Genomic DNA, 14,010 nt, shown 5'->3' on the forward strand with positions numbered 1-14,010 from the left:
TGCGGCGGATTGTTATGTCCCGTACAGCCGGGCCAGCTGCCGCGCAGCCTCCGTGAAACGCGCCCGCAGACTGTCCGGAGCCAGCACCTCCACTTCCGGGCCCAGCGACAGCAGCTGGGTATGGGCGACCGTCTCCGACTCGACCGCCAGCGTCACGGTCACCCAGCCGTCCCCGTCCGGCGGTCCCGCCGCCTCCAACGCCTCCCGGGCCGCGCCCCGGTCGCCGACGACGTACGGCAGTCTCCGCGCCCCCTCCGGGGAGAGTCGTACGACGGCCTCGGCCCGCAGGATCGAGCGTGCGAACCGTTCCGCCTGGGCCTCCCAGAAGGCGGGGAGGTCGAAGTCGTCGTCGCGTGTGTAGCGGTCCGGCGAGGGGGTCACCGCCGTGAAGCGGTCGATCCGGTAGACCCGGAAGGAACCGTGCCCGTCGGCGACCCGCGCGCACAGGTACCAGATCCCCGCCTTCAGCACGAGCCCGTACGGTTCCAGCTCCCGTTCCACCTCCGCCTCGCCCTTGCGATAGCGGGCGGTGACGCGCAGGTCGTCCCAGACCGCGTCGGCGACCGCAGGCAGCAGCTCGGGCGTCCTGGGCTCGCTCCACCAGTTCGGGGCGTCCAGATGGAAGCGCTGGGCGGCCGTCCTGGAGGCGTCCCGGAGCGAGGGGAGCAGCGCGGCCGACACCTTCAGACGGGCGGCGGAGGCCGCGTCCTCCAGGCCCATCTCCCGCAGCGCCCCCGGCACCCCGGACAGGAACAGCGCCTCCGCCTCACCCCGCGCGAGCCCGGTCAGCCGGGTCCGGTACCCGCCGATCAGCCGGTACCCGCCCGCCCGTCCCCGGTCCGCGTACACCGGAACCCCCGCCTCCGACAACGCCTGCGCGTCCCGGGTGATCGTCCGCTCGGACACCTCCAGCTCCCGCGCCAGTTCGGCGGCGGTCATGGAGGGCCGGGACTGCAGAAGCAGGACCATCTTGATCAGGCGGGCGGCACGCATACGACCATCATGTCTTTCAGCGGTTCTTGATGAAGTCCGTCACCAAGCCTTCGGCGCCGCCCCAGTAGGTGACACGGACACCGTCGTCCATGAACAGCGAGTCCACACCCTCGGGCAGCTCCACCCCGATCGACTCGCTCGCCTGGCTGCCGGACTCGGGCCCCTGGAGGGCCAGGGTCATCTCGGTCACCTCGTACTCGTCCATCCCGCCGCCACTCACCAGCAGCGCGGCGTACCCCTCCGCGCCGGGAGCGACGGTGACGAGCTCGTCCTTGCTGTCCTCGATCACCGGCGCCGGGCGCTGGGCGTCACCGAGCTGGACGTAGGGGTGGTGGTGGAGGGCGCACTCCTTGTCGCCGACGTTCTTCGCGGTGATGAGGATGTGCCGCACCGTCTCGGCGTCCGGCCCGTCCCAGTGCGAGGAGGTGATCGAGAGGTCCCCTTCCAGGCAGGCGGCGACGGCGGCACTGTCCTCGCCGGCCGCCTCGCCGCCGCTCGACTCGCTCACCTGGGCCGAGGGCTTGGTGTCCGTCGTGTCGGCGCCGGTGGCCTCGTCCGGCTCGCAGGCCGTGGTCGCGAGGAGCGCGGCCGCCACCGCGGCGCCGAGTGCGCAGGACTTCCAGGTCGTGGTGCTTCTCATCAGATCCCCCGTAACAGCCGCTTCCGACGCTTGCTGACAGGGAGTCTGAAAGACCAGTCACCCTTGGTCCATACCGCACGCCACTCTGTTACCGATCAAGGACACGGAGGGCACGCTTCCGCCGGAAGATCACAGACGCCGGACGGCCCCGGTGGCGAACCACCGGGGCCGTCGGGACACAAGGCCGGTCACATGGGGCCTTACAGGCCGTACTTCTCGCGCGCTTCCTTCACCGCCGTCGCCTTGATCTCGCCACGCCGGGCCAGCTGGGCCAGCGCCGCGACGACCACCGACTCGGCGTCCACACCGAAGTGACGGCGGGCCGCGTCACGGGTGTCGGAGAGGCCGAAGCCGTCCGCGCCCAGCGACGAGTAGTCCTGCTCGACCCACTGCGCGATCTGGTCGGGAACCTGGCGCATGTAGTCGGAGACCGCCAGCACCGGACCCTCGGCACCCTGCAGCGCCTGACGGACGTACGGCATCCGCTCCTCGCCGCGCAACAGGGCGGCATCCGCCTCCAGCGCGTCCCGCCGCAGCTCGGTCCAGGAGGTCGCGGACCACACGTCGGCGGCCACACCCCACTCCTCGGCGAGCAGCTTCTGCGCCTGGACGACCCAGTGGATCGCCGTGCCGGAACCCAGCAGCTGGATGCGCGGGGCGCCCACCGCGGCCACGTTCAGGCCCGCCGACTCCGCCGTGCTGAAGCGGTACAGGCCCTTGACGATGCCCTCGTCGATACCGAGCCCGGTGGGCTTGGCCGGCTGCGGGAGCGGCTCGTTGTAGACCGTCAGGTAGTAGAAGACGTTCGGGTCCTCGCCCGGGGCCGCCTCGCCGTACATCCGGCGCAGACCGTCCTTGACGATCGCCGCGACCTCGTACGCGAACGCCGGGTCGTACGTCAGGGCCGCGGGGTTGGTCGCCGCGATGACCGGCGAGTGGCCGTCCGCGTGCTGCAGACCCTCACCCGTCAGCGTCGTACGGCCGGCCGTGGCACCGACGAGGAAGCCGCGGCCCAGCTGGTCGCCGAGCTGCCACATCTGGTCGGCCGTGCGCTGCCAGCCGAACATCGAGTAGAAGATGTAGAACGGGATCATCGCTTCGCCGTGCGTGGCGTACGCGGTCGACGCGGCGATGAAGTCGGCCATCGAACCGGCCTCGGTGATCCCCTCGTTGAGGATCTGCCCGTTCTTGGCCTCCTTGTAGTACATCAGCTGGTCACGGTCGACCGGCTCGTACGTCTGGCCCTTGGGGGAGTAGATGCCCAGGGACGGGAAGAGGCTCTCCATGCCGAAGGTGCGCGCCTCGTCGGGGACGATCGGCACCCAGCGCTTGCCCGTCTCCTTGTCGCGGACCAGGTCCTTGATCAGGCGGACGAAGGCCATGGTGGTGGCCACGTTCTGGGAGCCGGAGCCCTTGTCGAAGGAGGCGAAGGCCTTCTCGGCGGGGGCCGGCAGCGGGGCCAGCGCGTGCGTACGGCGGGCGGGCGCCGGGCCACCGAGGGCCGCGCGGCGCTCCTGGAGGTAGCGCACCTCGGGAGAGTCGGCGCCGGGGTGGCCGTAAGGCACCACACCGTCGACGAACTCGCTGTCGGAGATGGGCAGTTCAAGAAGATCACGCATCGTCTTGAACTCGTCCACCGTCAGCTTCTTCATCTGGTGGTTGGCGTTCTTCGACGCGAAGCCCTCGCCGAGGGTGTTGCCCTTGACCGTCTGGGCCAGGATGACCGTCGGCGCGCCCTTGAACTCGACGGCGGCCTTGTAGGCGGCGTAGACCTTGCGCGCCTCGTGACCACCGCGCGAGAAGTGGAAGCACTCGATGATCTTGTCGTCGCTGAGCAGCTTCGCCATCTCGACGAGCGCCGGGTCCTTGCCGAAGAAGTCCTGGCGGATGTAGGCGGCATCGCGGGTCTGGTACGTCTGGACCTGCGCGTCCGGTACCTCGCGCAGCCGGCGCAGCAGCGCGCCCGTGGTGTCGAGCTGGAACAGCTCGTCCCAGGCCGAACCCCACAGCGTCTTGATGACGTTCCAGCCGGCGCCGCGGAACTGGGCCTCCAGCTCCTGCACGATCTTGAAGTTCGCGCGGACCGGGCCGTCGAGGCGCTGCAGGTTGCAGTTGATGACGAAGGTGAGGTTGTCGAGACCCTCGCGCGAGGCCAGGGCGAGTGCCGCCGTCGACTCCGGCTCGTCCATCTCGCCGTCGCCCAGGAAGGCCCAGACGTGGGAGGCGGAGACGTCCTTGATGCCGCGGTTGGTCAGGTAGCGGTTGAAGCGCGCCTGGTAGATCGCGGAGAGCGGGCCGAGGCCCATGGAGACGGTCGGGAACTCCCACAGCCAGGGGAGGCGACGGGGGTGCGGGTACGACGGGAGGCCGTTGCCGCCCGACTCGCGGCGGAAGTTGTCCAGGTGGGACTCGTTCAGCCGGCCGTCGAGGAAGGCGCGGGCGTAGATGCCCGGGGAGGCGTGGCCCTGGATGTAGAGCTGGTCGCCGGAGCCGACAGCTTCTCCGGAGTCCTTGCCCTTGAAGAAGTGGTTGAAGCCGGTCTCGTAGAGCCAGGCCGCGGAGGCGAAGGTGGCGATGTGGCCGCCGACGCCGTATTTGGAGCCACGGGTGACCATGGCGGCCGCGTTCCAGCGGTTCCACGCGGTGATGCGGTTCTCCAGCTCCGGGTCACCGGGCAGGCCCGGCTCCGCGGAGGTGGGGATGGTGTTGACGTAGTCGGTCTCGAGGAGCTTCGGCAGCGCGATGCCGTTGCCCTCCGCCCTCTCCAGCGTGCGGCGCATCAGGTACGCGGCACGGTGCGGGCCGGCCGCCTTGGCGACCGCGTCCAGCGAGGCCTGCCATTCGGCGGTCTCCTCGGGGTCGCGGTCCGGGAGCTGGTCGAGCTCGCTCGGCCGGATGGCGTTGGGGTCGGTCATGTCGCCGCCTTCCTCGGTCGAAGGGGGTTCCCTCAATCAGGCAGGGTCTTCGGGGGTGCCCTTGGTCTTTGGCAGGACAGGGCGGAGAGCCTCGGGTGGAGGCCCGTCGGCGACTGTAACTCCCTGATCGATGATCGATCAAAGGGTTGAAGGGCAAAACCTCTCGATTGCGAGAAAGTAGGCACGGGGTGCCTCCGGCGGTGGCACCGGGTGACCTTGTTTTGCGCCTGTTTTCGCAGGTGAGCGGGGGAGTGCTCGGGTGGGTCCGCTACCCGCGCACCCGGCGACGCACCCCCTGCCTACTCGCCCTCGTGCCTCGGCGCGCAGCCCAGCACGTGGGCCTTCACCAGCTCCGCGATCCGCGGATCCCGACGCCGGAACGCCTGGACCAGCTCCTCGTGCTCCTCCGCGTACGACTGCTGGACCGTGCCCAGCCAGCGGATCGACAGGGCCGTGAAGACCTCGATGCCGAGCCCCTCCCAGGTGTGCAGCAGCACGGAGTTACCGGCGGCGCGGACCATCTCGCGGTGGAAGCCCACCGTGTGCCGCACCTGTCCCGTCCCGTCCGACGCGCGGTCGGCCTCGTACAGCGCGGCGACATGCGGTTCAAGGGCCGAGCAGTCCACCGCCAGCTTCTCCGCCGCCAGCTCCGCCGCGATCGCCTCCAGGCCGGCCCGGACCGGGTAGCTCTCCTCCAGATCGGCCGCCGTCAGATTCCGTACCCGCACGCCCTTGTTCGGCGCCGACTCGATCAGCCGCAGCGACTCCAGCTCGCGCAGCGCCTCCCGCACCGGCGTCTGGCTGACCTCCAGCTCCGTCGCGATCCGCCGCTCGACGATGCGCTCGCCCGGCTTCCAGCGCCCGCTCACGATCCCCTCCACGATGTGCTCGCGGATCTGTTCGCGCAGCGAGTGGACGACGGGCGCGGTCATGAGTGCTCCTTAAGGGCGTTTGACGTAAAGACAATAAGGCCGCAAGGGCGTCGGGGAGGGGCGCACGGGGGCGCTTTCATGCAGGTGAGACGAGACTTACACGCTCACAGGGCACCCCGTCCTGTAAAGACCCGTACCGGGTGCGGCGCGGAGGCGTCACCGCCGTGTCACCACGGGAACCCACCGAAGCCCGTTCCCCGTCGCGCTCGGCGTGGGGTACCCGAGCGGGGCGCCCCCAGCACCATCGGGGGATGGCATGAACAATCGAGGACGGCGCGGAGCGCTTCGCTGGACGGCCTCGGCAGCCGTGATCGGCGCGATCGTCGGGATCACCGGGTGCCAGCAGACGACGACCCGGGCGACGGCGGAGGCCGGGCCCAGCGGCACCGACGCGATCACCAACATGGCGGGCGGCCGAACCGGCGGCGCCTGTGTCTTCGTCAAGCCGGACGGGGCGCAGAAGTTCGGGCACGTCGGCTGGGGCTTCAGGATCGCCGGCACCGGTCAGTGGGTCTACGGCGCCGTGGAGAACCCCACCAACAAGCTGTACACCCCGCCGGGCGGCGACATCGGCGCCTGGCACGCGCAGGGGACGTACGACCGCATGCTCAGCGAGATGTCGCGGGACGCCCACTACCCCGGCAAGTCCAAGCAGCCGTACAGCCGTTACCGCTGCACGGACTCCGCCACCTACGACGTCGCCGCCGCCCGGGCCATGATCCGCAAGGTCGAGGCCCGCGGCTTCCTCGTCGGCGTCGACCCGAGGACCGGCCAACTCACCTCACGGGACTGCCTCGACGCGACGTACGACGTCCTGAAGGCCTACCGGACCAAGGGCCTGACGAAGGCCGACAAGCTGTCCGTCCCCAATGTGTGGGTGGAGCTGCTGTGGGGCTGGTCGGACCAGAAGCTGACGCCCCGGTGATACGACGGTGCCCCGCCCGGAGATCCGGACGGGGCACCGTACAGGCACTGGCGCGGCTTACAGGCCGAGCTCTACCTCGAACTCGCCCGCCTCCAGGATCGCCTTGACCGCGGTCAGGTAACGGGCCGCGTCGGCGCCGTCCACCAGACGGTGGTCGTAGGAGAGGGTCAGGTACGTCATGTCACGGACGGCGATGACCGTGCCCTCTTCGGTCTCCAGGACGGCCGGGCGCTTGACCGTGGCGCCGATGCCGAGGATCGCGACCTGGCCCGGCGGCACGATGATCGTGTCGAAGAGCGCACCGCGCGAACCGGTGTTGGAGATGGTGAAGGTGGCGCCGGACAGCTCGTCGGGCGTGATCTTGTTGGCGCGGACCTTGCCGGCCAGCTCCGCCGTGGCCTTCGCGATGCCGGCGATGTTGAGGTCGCCCGCGTGCTTGATGACCGGGGTCATCAGGCCCTTCTCGGAGTCCACCGCGATACCGATGTTCTCGGTGTCGAAGTAGGTGATCGTGCCCTCGGCCTCGTTGATCTTGGCGTTGATGGGCGCGTGCGCCTTCAGCGCCTGGGCCGCGGCCTTGACGAAGAACGGCATCGGGGAGAGCTTGACGCCCTCACGAGCCGCGAACGAGTCCTTCGCCCGGGCACGGAGCTTCATCAGACGCGTGACGTCGACCTCGACGACCGAGGACAGCTGCGCCTGCTCGTGCAGCGCCTTGACCATGTTGTCGCCGATGACCTTGCGGATGCGCGGCATCTTGACGGTCTGGCCACGGAGCGGCGAGGCCTCCAGGCTCGGCGCCTTCTTGGCGGCGGGGGCGGCCGGGGCAGCAGCGGCCGGAGCCTGGGCCGCGGCGGCGGCCTTCGCGGCCTCGGCGGCGGCGACGACGTCCTGCTTGCGGATACGGCCGCCGACGCCGGTGCCCTTGACGGTGGCCAGGTCGACGCCGTTCTCGGCGGCGAGCTTGCGCACCAGCGGGGTCACGTAGGCGCCGTCGTCACCGGAGGTCGCGGCGGGAGCCGGGGCCGCGGCCGGGGTGACCGGAGCCGGAGCCACCGGCGCGGGGGCCGGAGCGGCCGGAGCCGGAGCGGCGGCGACCGGGGCGGGCGGAGCCACGGGCGCGGCGGGGGCCGGAGCCGGGGCCGGCGGAGCCACGGGCGCGGCCGGGGCGGCGGGCGCGGGAGCCGGGGCGGCCGGAGCCGCGGGGGCGGCAGCGGCCGGAGCGGCACCCGGGGCACCGATGACGGCGAGCTTGGCGCCGACCTCGGCGGTCTCGTCCTCACCGACCGTGATCTCAAGGAGCACACCCGAGGTGGGCGCCGGGATCTCGGTGTCGACCTTGTCCGTGGAGACCTCGAGCAGCGGCTCGTCGGCCTCGACGCTGTCGCCGACCGACTTCAGCCAGCGGGTGACGGTGCCCTCGGTGACGGACTCGCCGAGCGCGGGCAGGACGACGTCCGTGCCCTCGGCGGAACCGGCGCCGGTGGCGGCCTCGGCGGTGGGAGCGGGCGCCGGGGCGGCCTGCTCGGTGGACGGGGCGGCAGCGGCCGGCTCCGGAGCCGCGGCGGGCGCGGGCTCGGCGGCCGGGGCCGGGGCGGCAGCGGGCGCGCCCGTGCCGTCGTCGATGACGGCCAGCTCGGCGCCGACCTCGACCGTCTCGTCCTCGGCGACCTTGATGGACGCGAGAACGCCGGCGGCGGGCGAGGGGATCTCGGTGTCGACCTTGTCGGTCGAGACCTCGAGCAGCGGCTCGTCGGCCTCTACTCGCTCACCCTCGGCCTTCAGCCAGCGGGTGACGGTGCCCTCGGTGACGCTCTCGCCGAGCGCCGGAAGGGTTACGGAAACCGCCATGGTTTCGGTTGCTCCTTACGAATTGCGGAAGTCTGTGTTCATCGCGGAGTCGCTTCGTCGACCGAGGGGTCAGTCGTGCGAGTGGAGGGGCTTGCCCGCGAGGGCCAGGTGGGCCTCGCCGAGCGCCTCGCTCTGCGTCGGGTGGGCGTGGATGAGCTGCGCGACCTCGGCGGGCAGCGCCTCCCAGTTGTAGATCAGCTGGGCTTCGCCGACCTGCTCGCCCATGCGGTCGCCGACCATGTGGACGCCGACCACGGCACCGTCCTTGACCTGGACGAGCTTGATCTCGCCCGAGGTGTTCAGGATCTTGCTCTTGCCGTTGCCCGCCAGGTTGTACTTCAGAGCGACGACCTTGTCCGCACCGTAGATCTCCTTGGCCTTGGCCTCGGTGATACCGACGGAGGCGACCTCCGGGTGGCAGTAGGTCACCCGCGGGACACCGTCGTAGTCGATCGGGACGGTCTTGAGACCGGCCAGCCGCTCCGCAACCAGGATGCCCTCGGCGAAGCCGACGTGCGCGAGCTGGAGGGTCGGGACCAGGTCACCGACGGCGGAGATGGTGGGGACGTTCGTCCGCATGTACTCGTCGACCAGGACGTAGCCGCGGTCCATCGCGACGCCCTGCTCCTCGTAACCGAGACCGGCGGAGACCGGGCCGCGGCCGACCGCGACGAGCAGCACCTCGGCCTCGAACTCCTTGCCGTCGGCCAGGGTGACCTTGACGCCGTCGGCGGTGTACTCGGCCTTCTGGAAGAAGGTGCCCAGGTTGAACTTGATGCCGCGCTTGCGGAACGCGCGCTCAAGAAGCTTGGAGGAGTTCTCGTCCTCGACCGGCACGAGGTGCTTCAGGCCCTCGATGACGGTGACCTCGGAGCCGAAGGACTTCCACGCCGAGGCGAACTCGACGCCGATGACACCGCCGCCGAGGATGATCGCGGACTTCGGTACGCGGTCCAGGACGAGGGCGTGGTCCGAGGAGATGATCCGGTTGCCGTCGATCTCCAGGCCCGGCAGCGACTTCGGCACGGAGCCGGTCGCGAGGAGCACGTGGCGGCCCTGGATGCGCTGGCCGTTCACATCGACGGAGGTGGGGGAGGAGAGCCGCCCCGTCCCCTCGATGTACGTCACCTTGCGGGAGGCGACGAGACCCTGGAGCCCCTTGTACAGACCGGCGATCACGCCGTCCTTGTACTTGTGGACCCCGGCGATGTCGATGCCCTCGAAGCTGGCCTTCACGCCGAACTGCTCGCTCTCGCGGGCCTGGTCGGCGATCTCGCCCGCGTGCAGCAGGGCCTTCGTGGGGATGCACCCTCGGTGCAGGCAGGTGCCGCCGACCTTGTCCTTCTCGATCAGGGCGACGTCCAGGCCCAGCTGCGCCCCGCGCAGGGCCGCGGCGTAACCGCCACTACCACCGCCGAGGATCACTAGGTCGAAAACGGTGCTGGCGTCGTTCGCCACGTCACGTCCTCCATGCATGTGCGCCTACGCCGGTCTGCGGTGACCGGTCGGCGGCTGGTGTCCGGCCGCTCTTTCTTCGGCCCTGTGGTGGGGCCCTGTCCTGCCGAGCCCCATCTTCGCACTTGTCCGAGGAGAACGAGACGCCGGGCCGGGGTGTGAGACACCACACGCTCACATGTGAGGACGGCACAAACCGAGATGCCTGGGGCGACATACCTAGGGGCGCGGGGAACTGCGCGACCAGCCACAACCGGTCCGCAGTCGCCCACGCCCCTCAGGCGCCGAGCTCTTAGGCGAACATCAGCCCAGGTCACCCGCGGCGGTCAGCTCCGCCAGCCGCACCAACGTACGCACCGCCGTCCCCGTACCCCCCTTGGGCGTGTACCCGAACGGCCCACCCTCGTTGAAGGCCGGCCCCGCGATGTCGAGGTGCGCCCAGGTGATGCCCTCGCCCACGAACTCCCGCAGGAAGAGCCCGGCGACCAGCCCGCCACCCATCCGCTCACCCATGTTCGCGATGTCGGCGGTGGGGGAGTCCATCCCCTTGCGCAGGTGCTCCGGCAGCGGCATCGGCCAAGCCGGCTCGCCGACCTCCTCCGCCGCCTCGTGCACCGCGGAGCGGAACGCGTCGTCGTTCGCCATGATCCCGAACGTCCGGTTGCCCAGCGCCAGCATCATCGCCCCGGTCAGCGTCGCCACGTCGACGATCGCGTCCGGCTTCTCCTCGGACGCCGCCCACAGCGCGTCCGCCAGCACCAGCCGGCCCTCGGCGTCGGTGTTGAGCACCTCGACCGTCTTGCCGCTGTACATCCGCAGCACATCGCCCGGCCGCACCGCGGACCCCGACGGCATGTTCTCGGCCAGCGCCAGCCACCCGGTGACGTTCACCTCGAGCCCGAGCCGGGCCACCGCGACGACGGCCGCGAAGACCGCCGCCGCCCCGCTCATGTCGCACTTCATCGTCTCGTTGTGACCCGCCGGCTTCAGCGAGATGCCGCCCGAGTCGTACGTGATGCCCTTGCCGACGAGCGCGAGGTGCTTCTTCGCCTTGGACGAGGTGTACGACAGCTTCACCAGCCGCGGCTTCGCCTCGGAACCGCCGCCGACGCCGAGGATGCCGCCGTAGCCGCCCTTGACCAGCGCCTTGTCGTCGAGCACCTGCACCTTGATGCCGTGCTCCTTCGCCGCGGCCTGTGCGACGGCGGCGAACGCCTCCGGGTACAGGTCGTTCGGCGGGGTGTTGATGAGGTCACGGGCCCGGTTGAGCTCCTCGGTGACCGCGAGCGCCCGCTCGACGGCCGCCTTGTGGGCGCGGTCCCGGGGCTTGCCGCCGAGGAGGGCGACCTCGGCCAGCGGCGCCTTGCCGTTCTTCGGGTCCTTGCCGTTCTCCTTGTACGCGTCGAAGGAGTACGCCCCGAGCAGCGCGCCCTCGGCGACCGCGCCGACATCCGCGGCGTCCGTGAGCGGCAGGGCGAAGGCGGCCTTCTTGGAGCCGCTCAGGGCCCGGGCGGCCGAACCGGCGGCCCGGCGCAGCGCCTCGGCGTCGAACGCGGAGTCCTTCTCGGGCTCCGGGCCGAGCCCCACCGCCACCACGAGCGGGGTCTTGAAGCCGGACGGCGCCGGCAGCTTCGTCACCTCGCCCTCGGCGCCCGCGGCACCGAGGGTCTCCAGGACGCCGGCGAGCTTGCCGTCGTAGGCCTTGTCCACGGCTTCGGCACCCGGGGCGACGACCGGGCCCTTCGCGCCCTTGGCGACACCGATCACGATCGCGTCGGCCCGCAGGCCGGGCGCCGCGGCGGTGCTGAGAGTGAGAGCAGTCACGGTGGTGAAATCTCGCTTCCGATGTGAAGTTCAGTAGGTCGAGTCTGGGTGGGTCGACCGGGCCCGACAGCCGACCCTAGATCTGCGTCAGGGAGCGGCATCGACCGGGGCCTTCACCCCGTCGATGAACACCCGCACCGAGCCTACGCGCGTGTGGCTCGTTCGCTCATTCCTGCGGGCGTTCACCTGTCGGTGGCGTCGTGGCCACTTCTCATCCCTCACTCCCGGTGACCTGAGCCACACTCCTGGTGTTCCGGTGGGCACCCCGCTCACCGCTTTGCATGATTTCCAAGATCTTCCTTGGATGTATCACAAGGGACCATGAGGGGCCCTCAAGGAGATCTTCTGGGGGGAAGGGACACCCAATGGCGCAGAGTGCGCACAGATGGAGAGCCACGGCCGCCGTCGCCACGACGGCGGGACTCATCGCGCTGGGGCTGGGCGCACCCGGCGCCGCGGCCGCGGCGACGCCGCGCATCGATCTCAAAGTACTGGTCGTGGACAACGGCGACAGCCCGGTTCAGGCCATCACCGCCCAGCTGAAGAGCACCGGCATCCCGTACACCACCGTCGACCTGAACGACCCGGGCCGCCCGGCCATCACGGACGCCTTCCTCAGCGACACGGTGAACGGCACGCCCCGGGCCAAGTACCAGGGCGTGGTGATGCCCAACGAGGCCCCGTTCGGCGCCGGTTCGGCCGAGCAGACCGCGTTGGAGACCTACGAGCGGACGTACGGCATCCCGCAGGTCGACGCCTACACCTGGGCGCACCCGGGAGTGGGCCTGGAGTACAGCAGCTACTCGGGCTCGCTGGACGGGCGGGAGGCGGGCGTCACCACCGCCGGCAAGGCGGGGCCCTTCGGCTATCTCGACGGCGCGCTCACCTTCGAGGACAACTCCCCGTCGGTGCTGGAGAGCTACGGCTATGTGGCCACGCCCGGCACCGGCTTCACCAGCTACGTCGACACCGCCGTGCCCGGCGGCACCGGCCGCGGCAGCCTGATCGGCGAGTACGCCCACGACGGGCGCCGCGAACTCGTGGTGACCTTCGCCTACAACCAGTACCAGCAGCAGTACCGGGTACTCGCCCGCGGCATCGTCGAATGGCTCACCCAGGGCGTGCACCTGGGGCAGGCCCGCAACTACTTCGCCGTCCACATCGACGACGTCCTCGCCCCCGACAGCCGGTGGGACACCCAGGCCAACTGCACGCCCGGCGACTTCGACTGCGCGGGCGGCGACGGCGAGGGCACCACGCCGATCCGGATGACCGCCGCCGACGCGGTCCACGCCGCCCAGTGGCAGCAGCAACAGGGCTTCACCCTCGACATGGTCTACAACGCCGGCTCCGGCGAGGAGTGGAAGACCGAGCACGGCGGCACGGACGCCCTCGCCACCCAGCTGCTCGCCGACAAGGCCAAGTACCGCTGGATCAACCACACCTACACGCACAGGTTCCTGGGCTGCGTCCAGGACACCTCCACCGTGCCGTGGAGCTGCGCGAAGAACGCCGACGGTACGACGCAGTACATGAGCCGCGCCGACATCTCCGCCGAGATCCGCAACAACTACAACTGGGGCGTTTCCAAGGGCCTTCCGATGACCCGCGGCGAACTGGTCACCGGTGAGCACTCGGGCCTGAGGACCCTGCCGCAGCAGCCCGACGACAACCCCAACCTCGCCGGCGCCCTCGCCGACAACGCCATCAAGTGGACCGGCTCCGACAACTCCCGTGAGCCGGAGCAGCGTTCCGTCGGCAGCAGCACCAAGACGGTGCCCCGCTACCCGATGAACGTGTACTACAACGTGGGCACCGACGCCGAGATGGTCGACGAGTACAACTGGATCTACACCTCGGCGGCCGACGGCGGCAGCGGCATCTGCGAGAACAACCCGACCTCCACCTGCCTCCCCGGCCCGCTCGACCCGGCCACCGGCTACCAGTCGTACATCGTCCCGCAGGAGGCCCGCACGGCCCTCGGCCACGCGATCAGCAACGACCCGCGCCCGCACTACGCCCACCAGTCCAACCTGGCCGAGGACCGCACCCTCTACCCGGTCCTGAACAAGGTCCTGGCCGACTACCGGGCCCTGTTCGCCGACAACACCCCGGTCCAGAACCTCTCCCAGACCGCCATCGGCACCGAACTCCAACGCCGGGCGGCATGGCAGGCGGCGCTGGTGAGCGGCAAGGTGACGGCGTACCGGATCGGCACGACGGTTACGATCACGGCTCCGAGCGGGACTCAGATCCCCGTGACCGCCCCGGAGGGCACGAAGAAGCAACTCCTGCTGTCTACCACTGCGTTCGGGACACCGTACGCGGGGCAGCGCTCGGCCTGGACCACGCCGGAGCCGCTGCAGTCGGCGGTAACTCTGAAACTGCCTCAGGGGTAGCGCCCCGTCAGGGGCGCGGGGAACTGCGCGACAAGCCACAACGGACCCGCAGTCGGCCATGGCGCGCAGTTCCCTC

Annotated in this window: 9 protein-coding genes; 2 read left to right on the top strand and 7 right to left on the bottom strand. The window is 70.4% G+C overall.

What is annotated here, in order from left to right:
• Window positions 1–12: 12 nt before the first annotated feature.
• The 4 genes from PH203_RS02360 to PH203_RS02375 all read right to left on the bottom strand — a co-directional run bounded on the left by PH203_RS02360 (window position 13) and on the right by PH203_RS02375 (window position 5,480).
• A complete protein-coding gene (locus PH203_RS02360; RefSeq protein WP_289915465.1) occupies window positions 13–993 on the bottom strand; it encodes a WYL domain-containing protein in 981 nt (326 codons plus the stop codon).
• Window positions 994–1,009: 16 nt separating this feature from the next.
• Window positions 1,010–1,633, bottom strand: coding sequence for a DUF4232 domain-containing protein (locus PH203_RS02365; RefSeq protein WP_289915467.1), 624 nt, complete (start codon window positions 1,631–1,633; stop codon window positions 1,010–1,012).
• 200 nt (window positions 1,634–1,833) lie between these two features.
• Complete coding sequence (gene aceE / locus PH203_RS02370; RefSeq protein WP_289915470.1) at window positions 1,834–4,548, bottom strand: pyruvate dehydrogenase (acetyl-transferring), homodimeric type; 2,715 nt, start codon at window positions 4,546–4,548, stop codon at window positions 1,834–1,836.
• A gap of 299 nt (window positions 4,549–4,847) precedes the next feature.
• Window positions 4,848–5,480, bottom strand: a complete 633-nt coding sequence (locus PH203_RS02375) for a GntR family transcriptional regulator (protein WP_289915471.1) — start codon at window positions 5,478–5,480, stop codon at window positions 4,848–4,850.
• Between the two features lie 256 nt (window positions 5,481–5,736).
• On the opposite strand from PH203_RS02375, the gene PH203_RS02380 reads away from it, so the two are divergent.
• Window positions 5,737–6,405: a hypothetical protein gene (locus PH203_RS02380; RefSeq protein ID WP_289915473.1), complete on the top strand. Its 669-nt coding sequence runs from the start codon at window positions 5,737–5,739 to the stop codon at window positions 6,403–6,405.
• Between the two features lie 57 nt (window positions 6,406–6,462).
• Here PH203_RS02380 and sucB read toward each other — a convergent pair whose 3' ends face one another.
• The 3 genes from sucB to PH203_RS02395 form a co-directional block, all read right to left on the bottom strand.
• The gene (gene sucB, locus PH203_RS02385) at window positions 6,463–8,256 is read right to left on the bottom strand and encodes a 2-oxoglutarate dehydrogenase, E2 component, dihydrolipoamide succinyltransferase (RefSeq protein WP_289915475.1); all 1,794 of its coding nucleotides are present in this window, start codon (window positions 8,254–8,256) and stop codon (window positions 6,463–6,465) included.
• A gap of 69 nt (window positions 8,257–8,325) precedes the next feature.
• On the bottom strand, window positions 8,326–9,714 hold the full coding sequence (gene lpdA, locus PH203_RS02390) for a dihydrolipoyl dehydrogenase (RefSeq protein WP_289915478.1): 1,389 nt from the start codon (window positions 9,712–9,714) through the stop codon (window positions 8,326–8,328).
• 300 nt (window positions 9,715–10,014) lie between these two features.
• Complete coding sequence (locus PH203_RS02395) at window positions 10,015–11,535, bottom strand: leucyl aminopeptidase (RefSeq protein WP_289915480.1); 1,521 nt, start codon at window positions 11,533–11,535, stop codon at window positions 10,015–10,017.
• Window positions 11,536–11,900: 365 nt separating this feature from the next.
• Between PH203_RS02395 and PH203_RS02400 the strand changes: the two genes are divergently transcribed.
• A complete protein-coding gene (locus PH203_RS02400; RefSeq protein WP_289915483.1) occupies window positions 11,901–13,934 on the top strand; it encodes a hypothetical protein in 2,034 nt (677 codons plus the stop codon).
• Window positions 13,935–14,010: the final 76 nt, after the last annotated feature.

The sequence above is a fragment of the Streptomyces sp. S.PB5 genome (assembly GCF_030403745.1).
GTDB lineage: Bacteria > Actinomycetota > Actinomycetes > Streptomycetales > Streptomycetaceae > Streptomyces.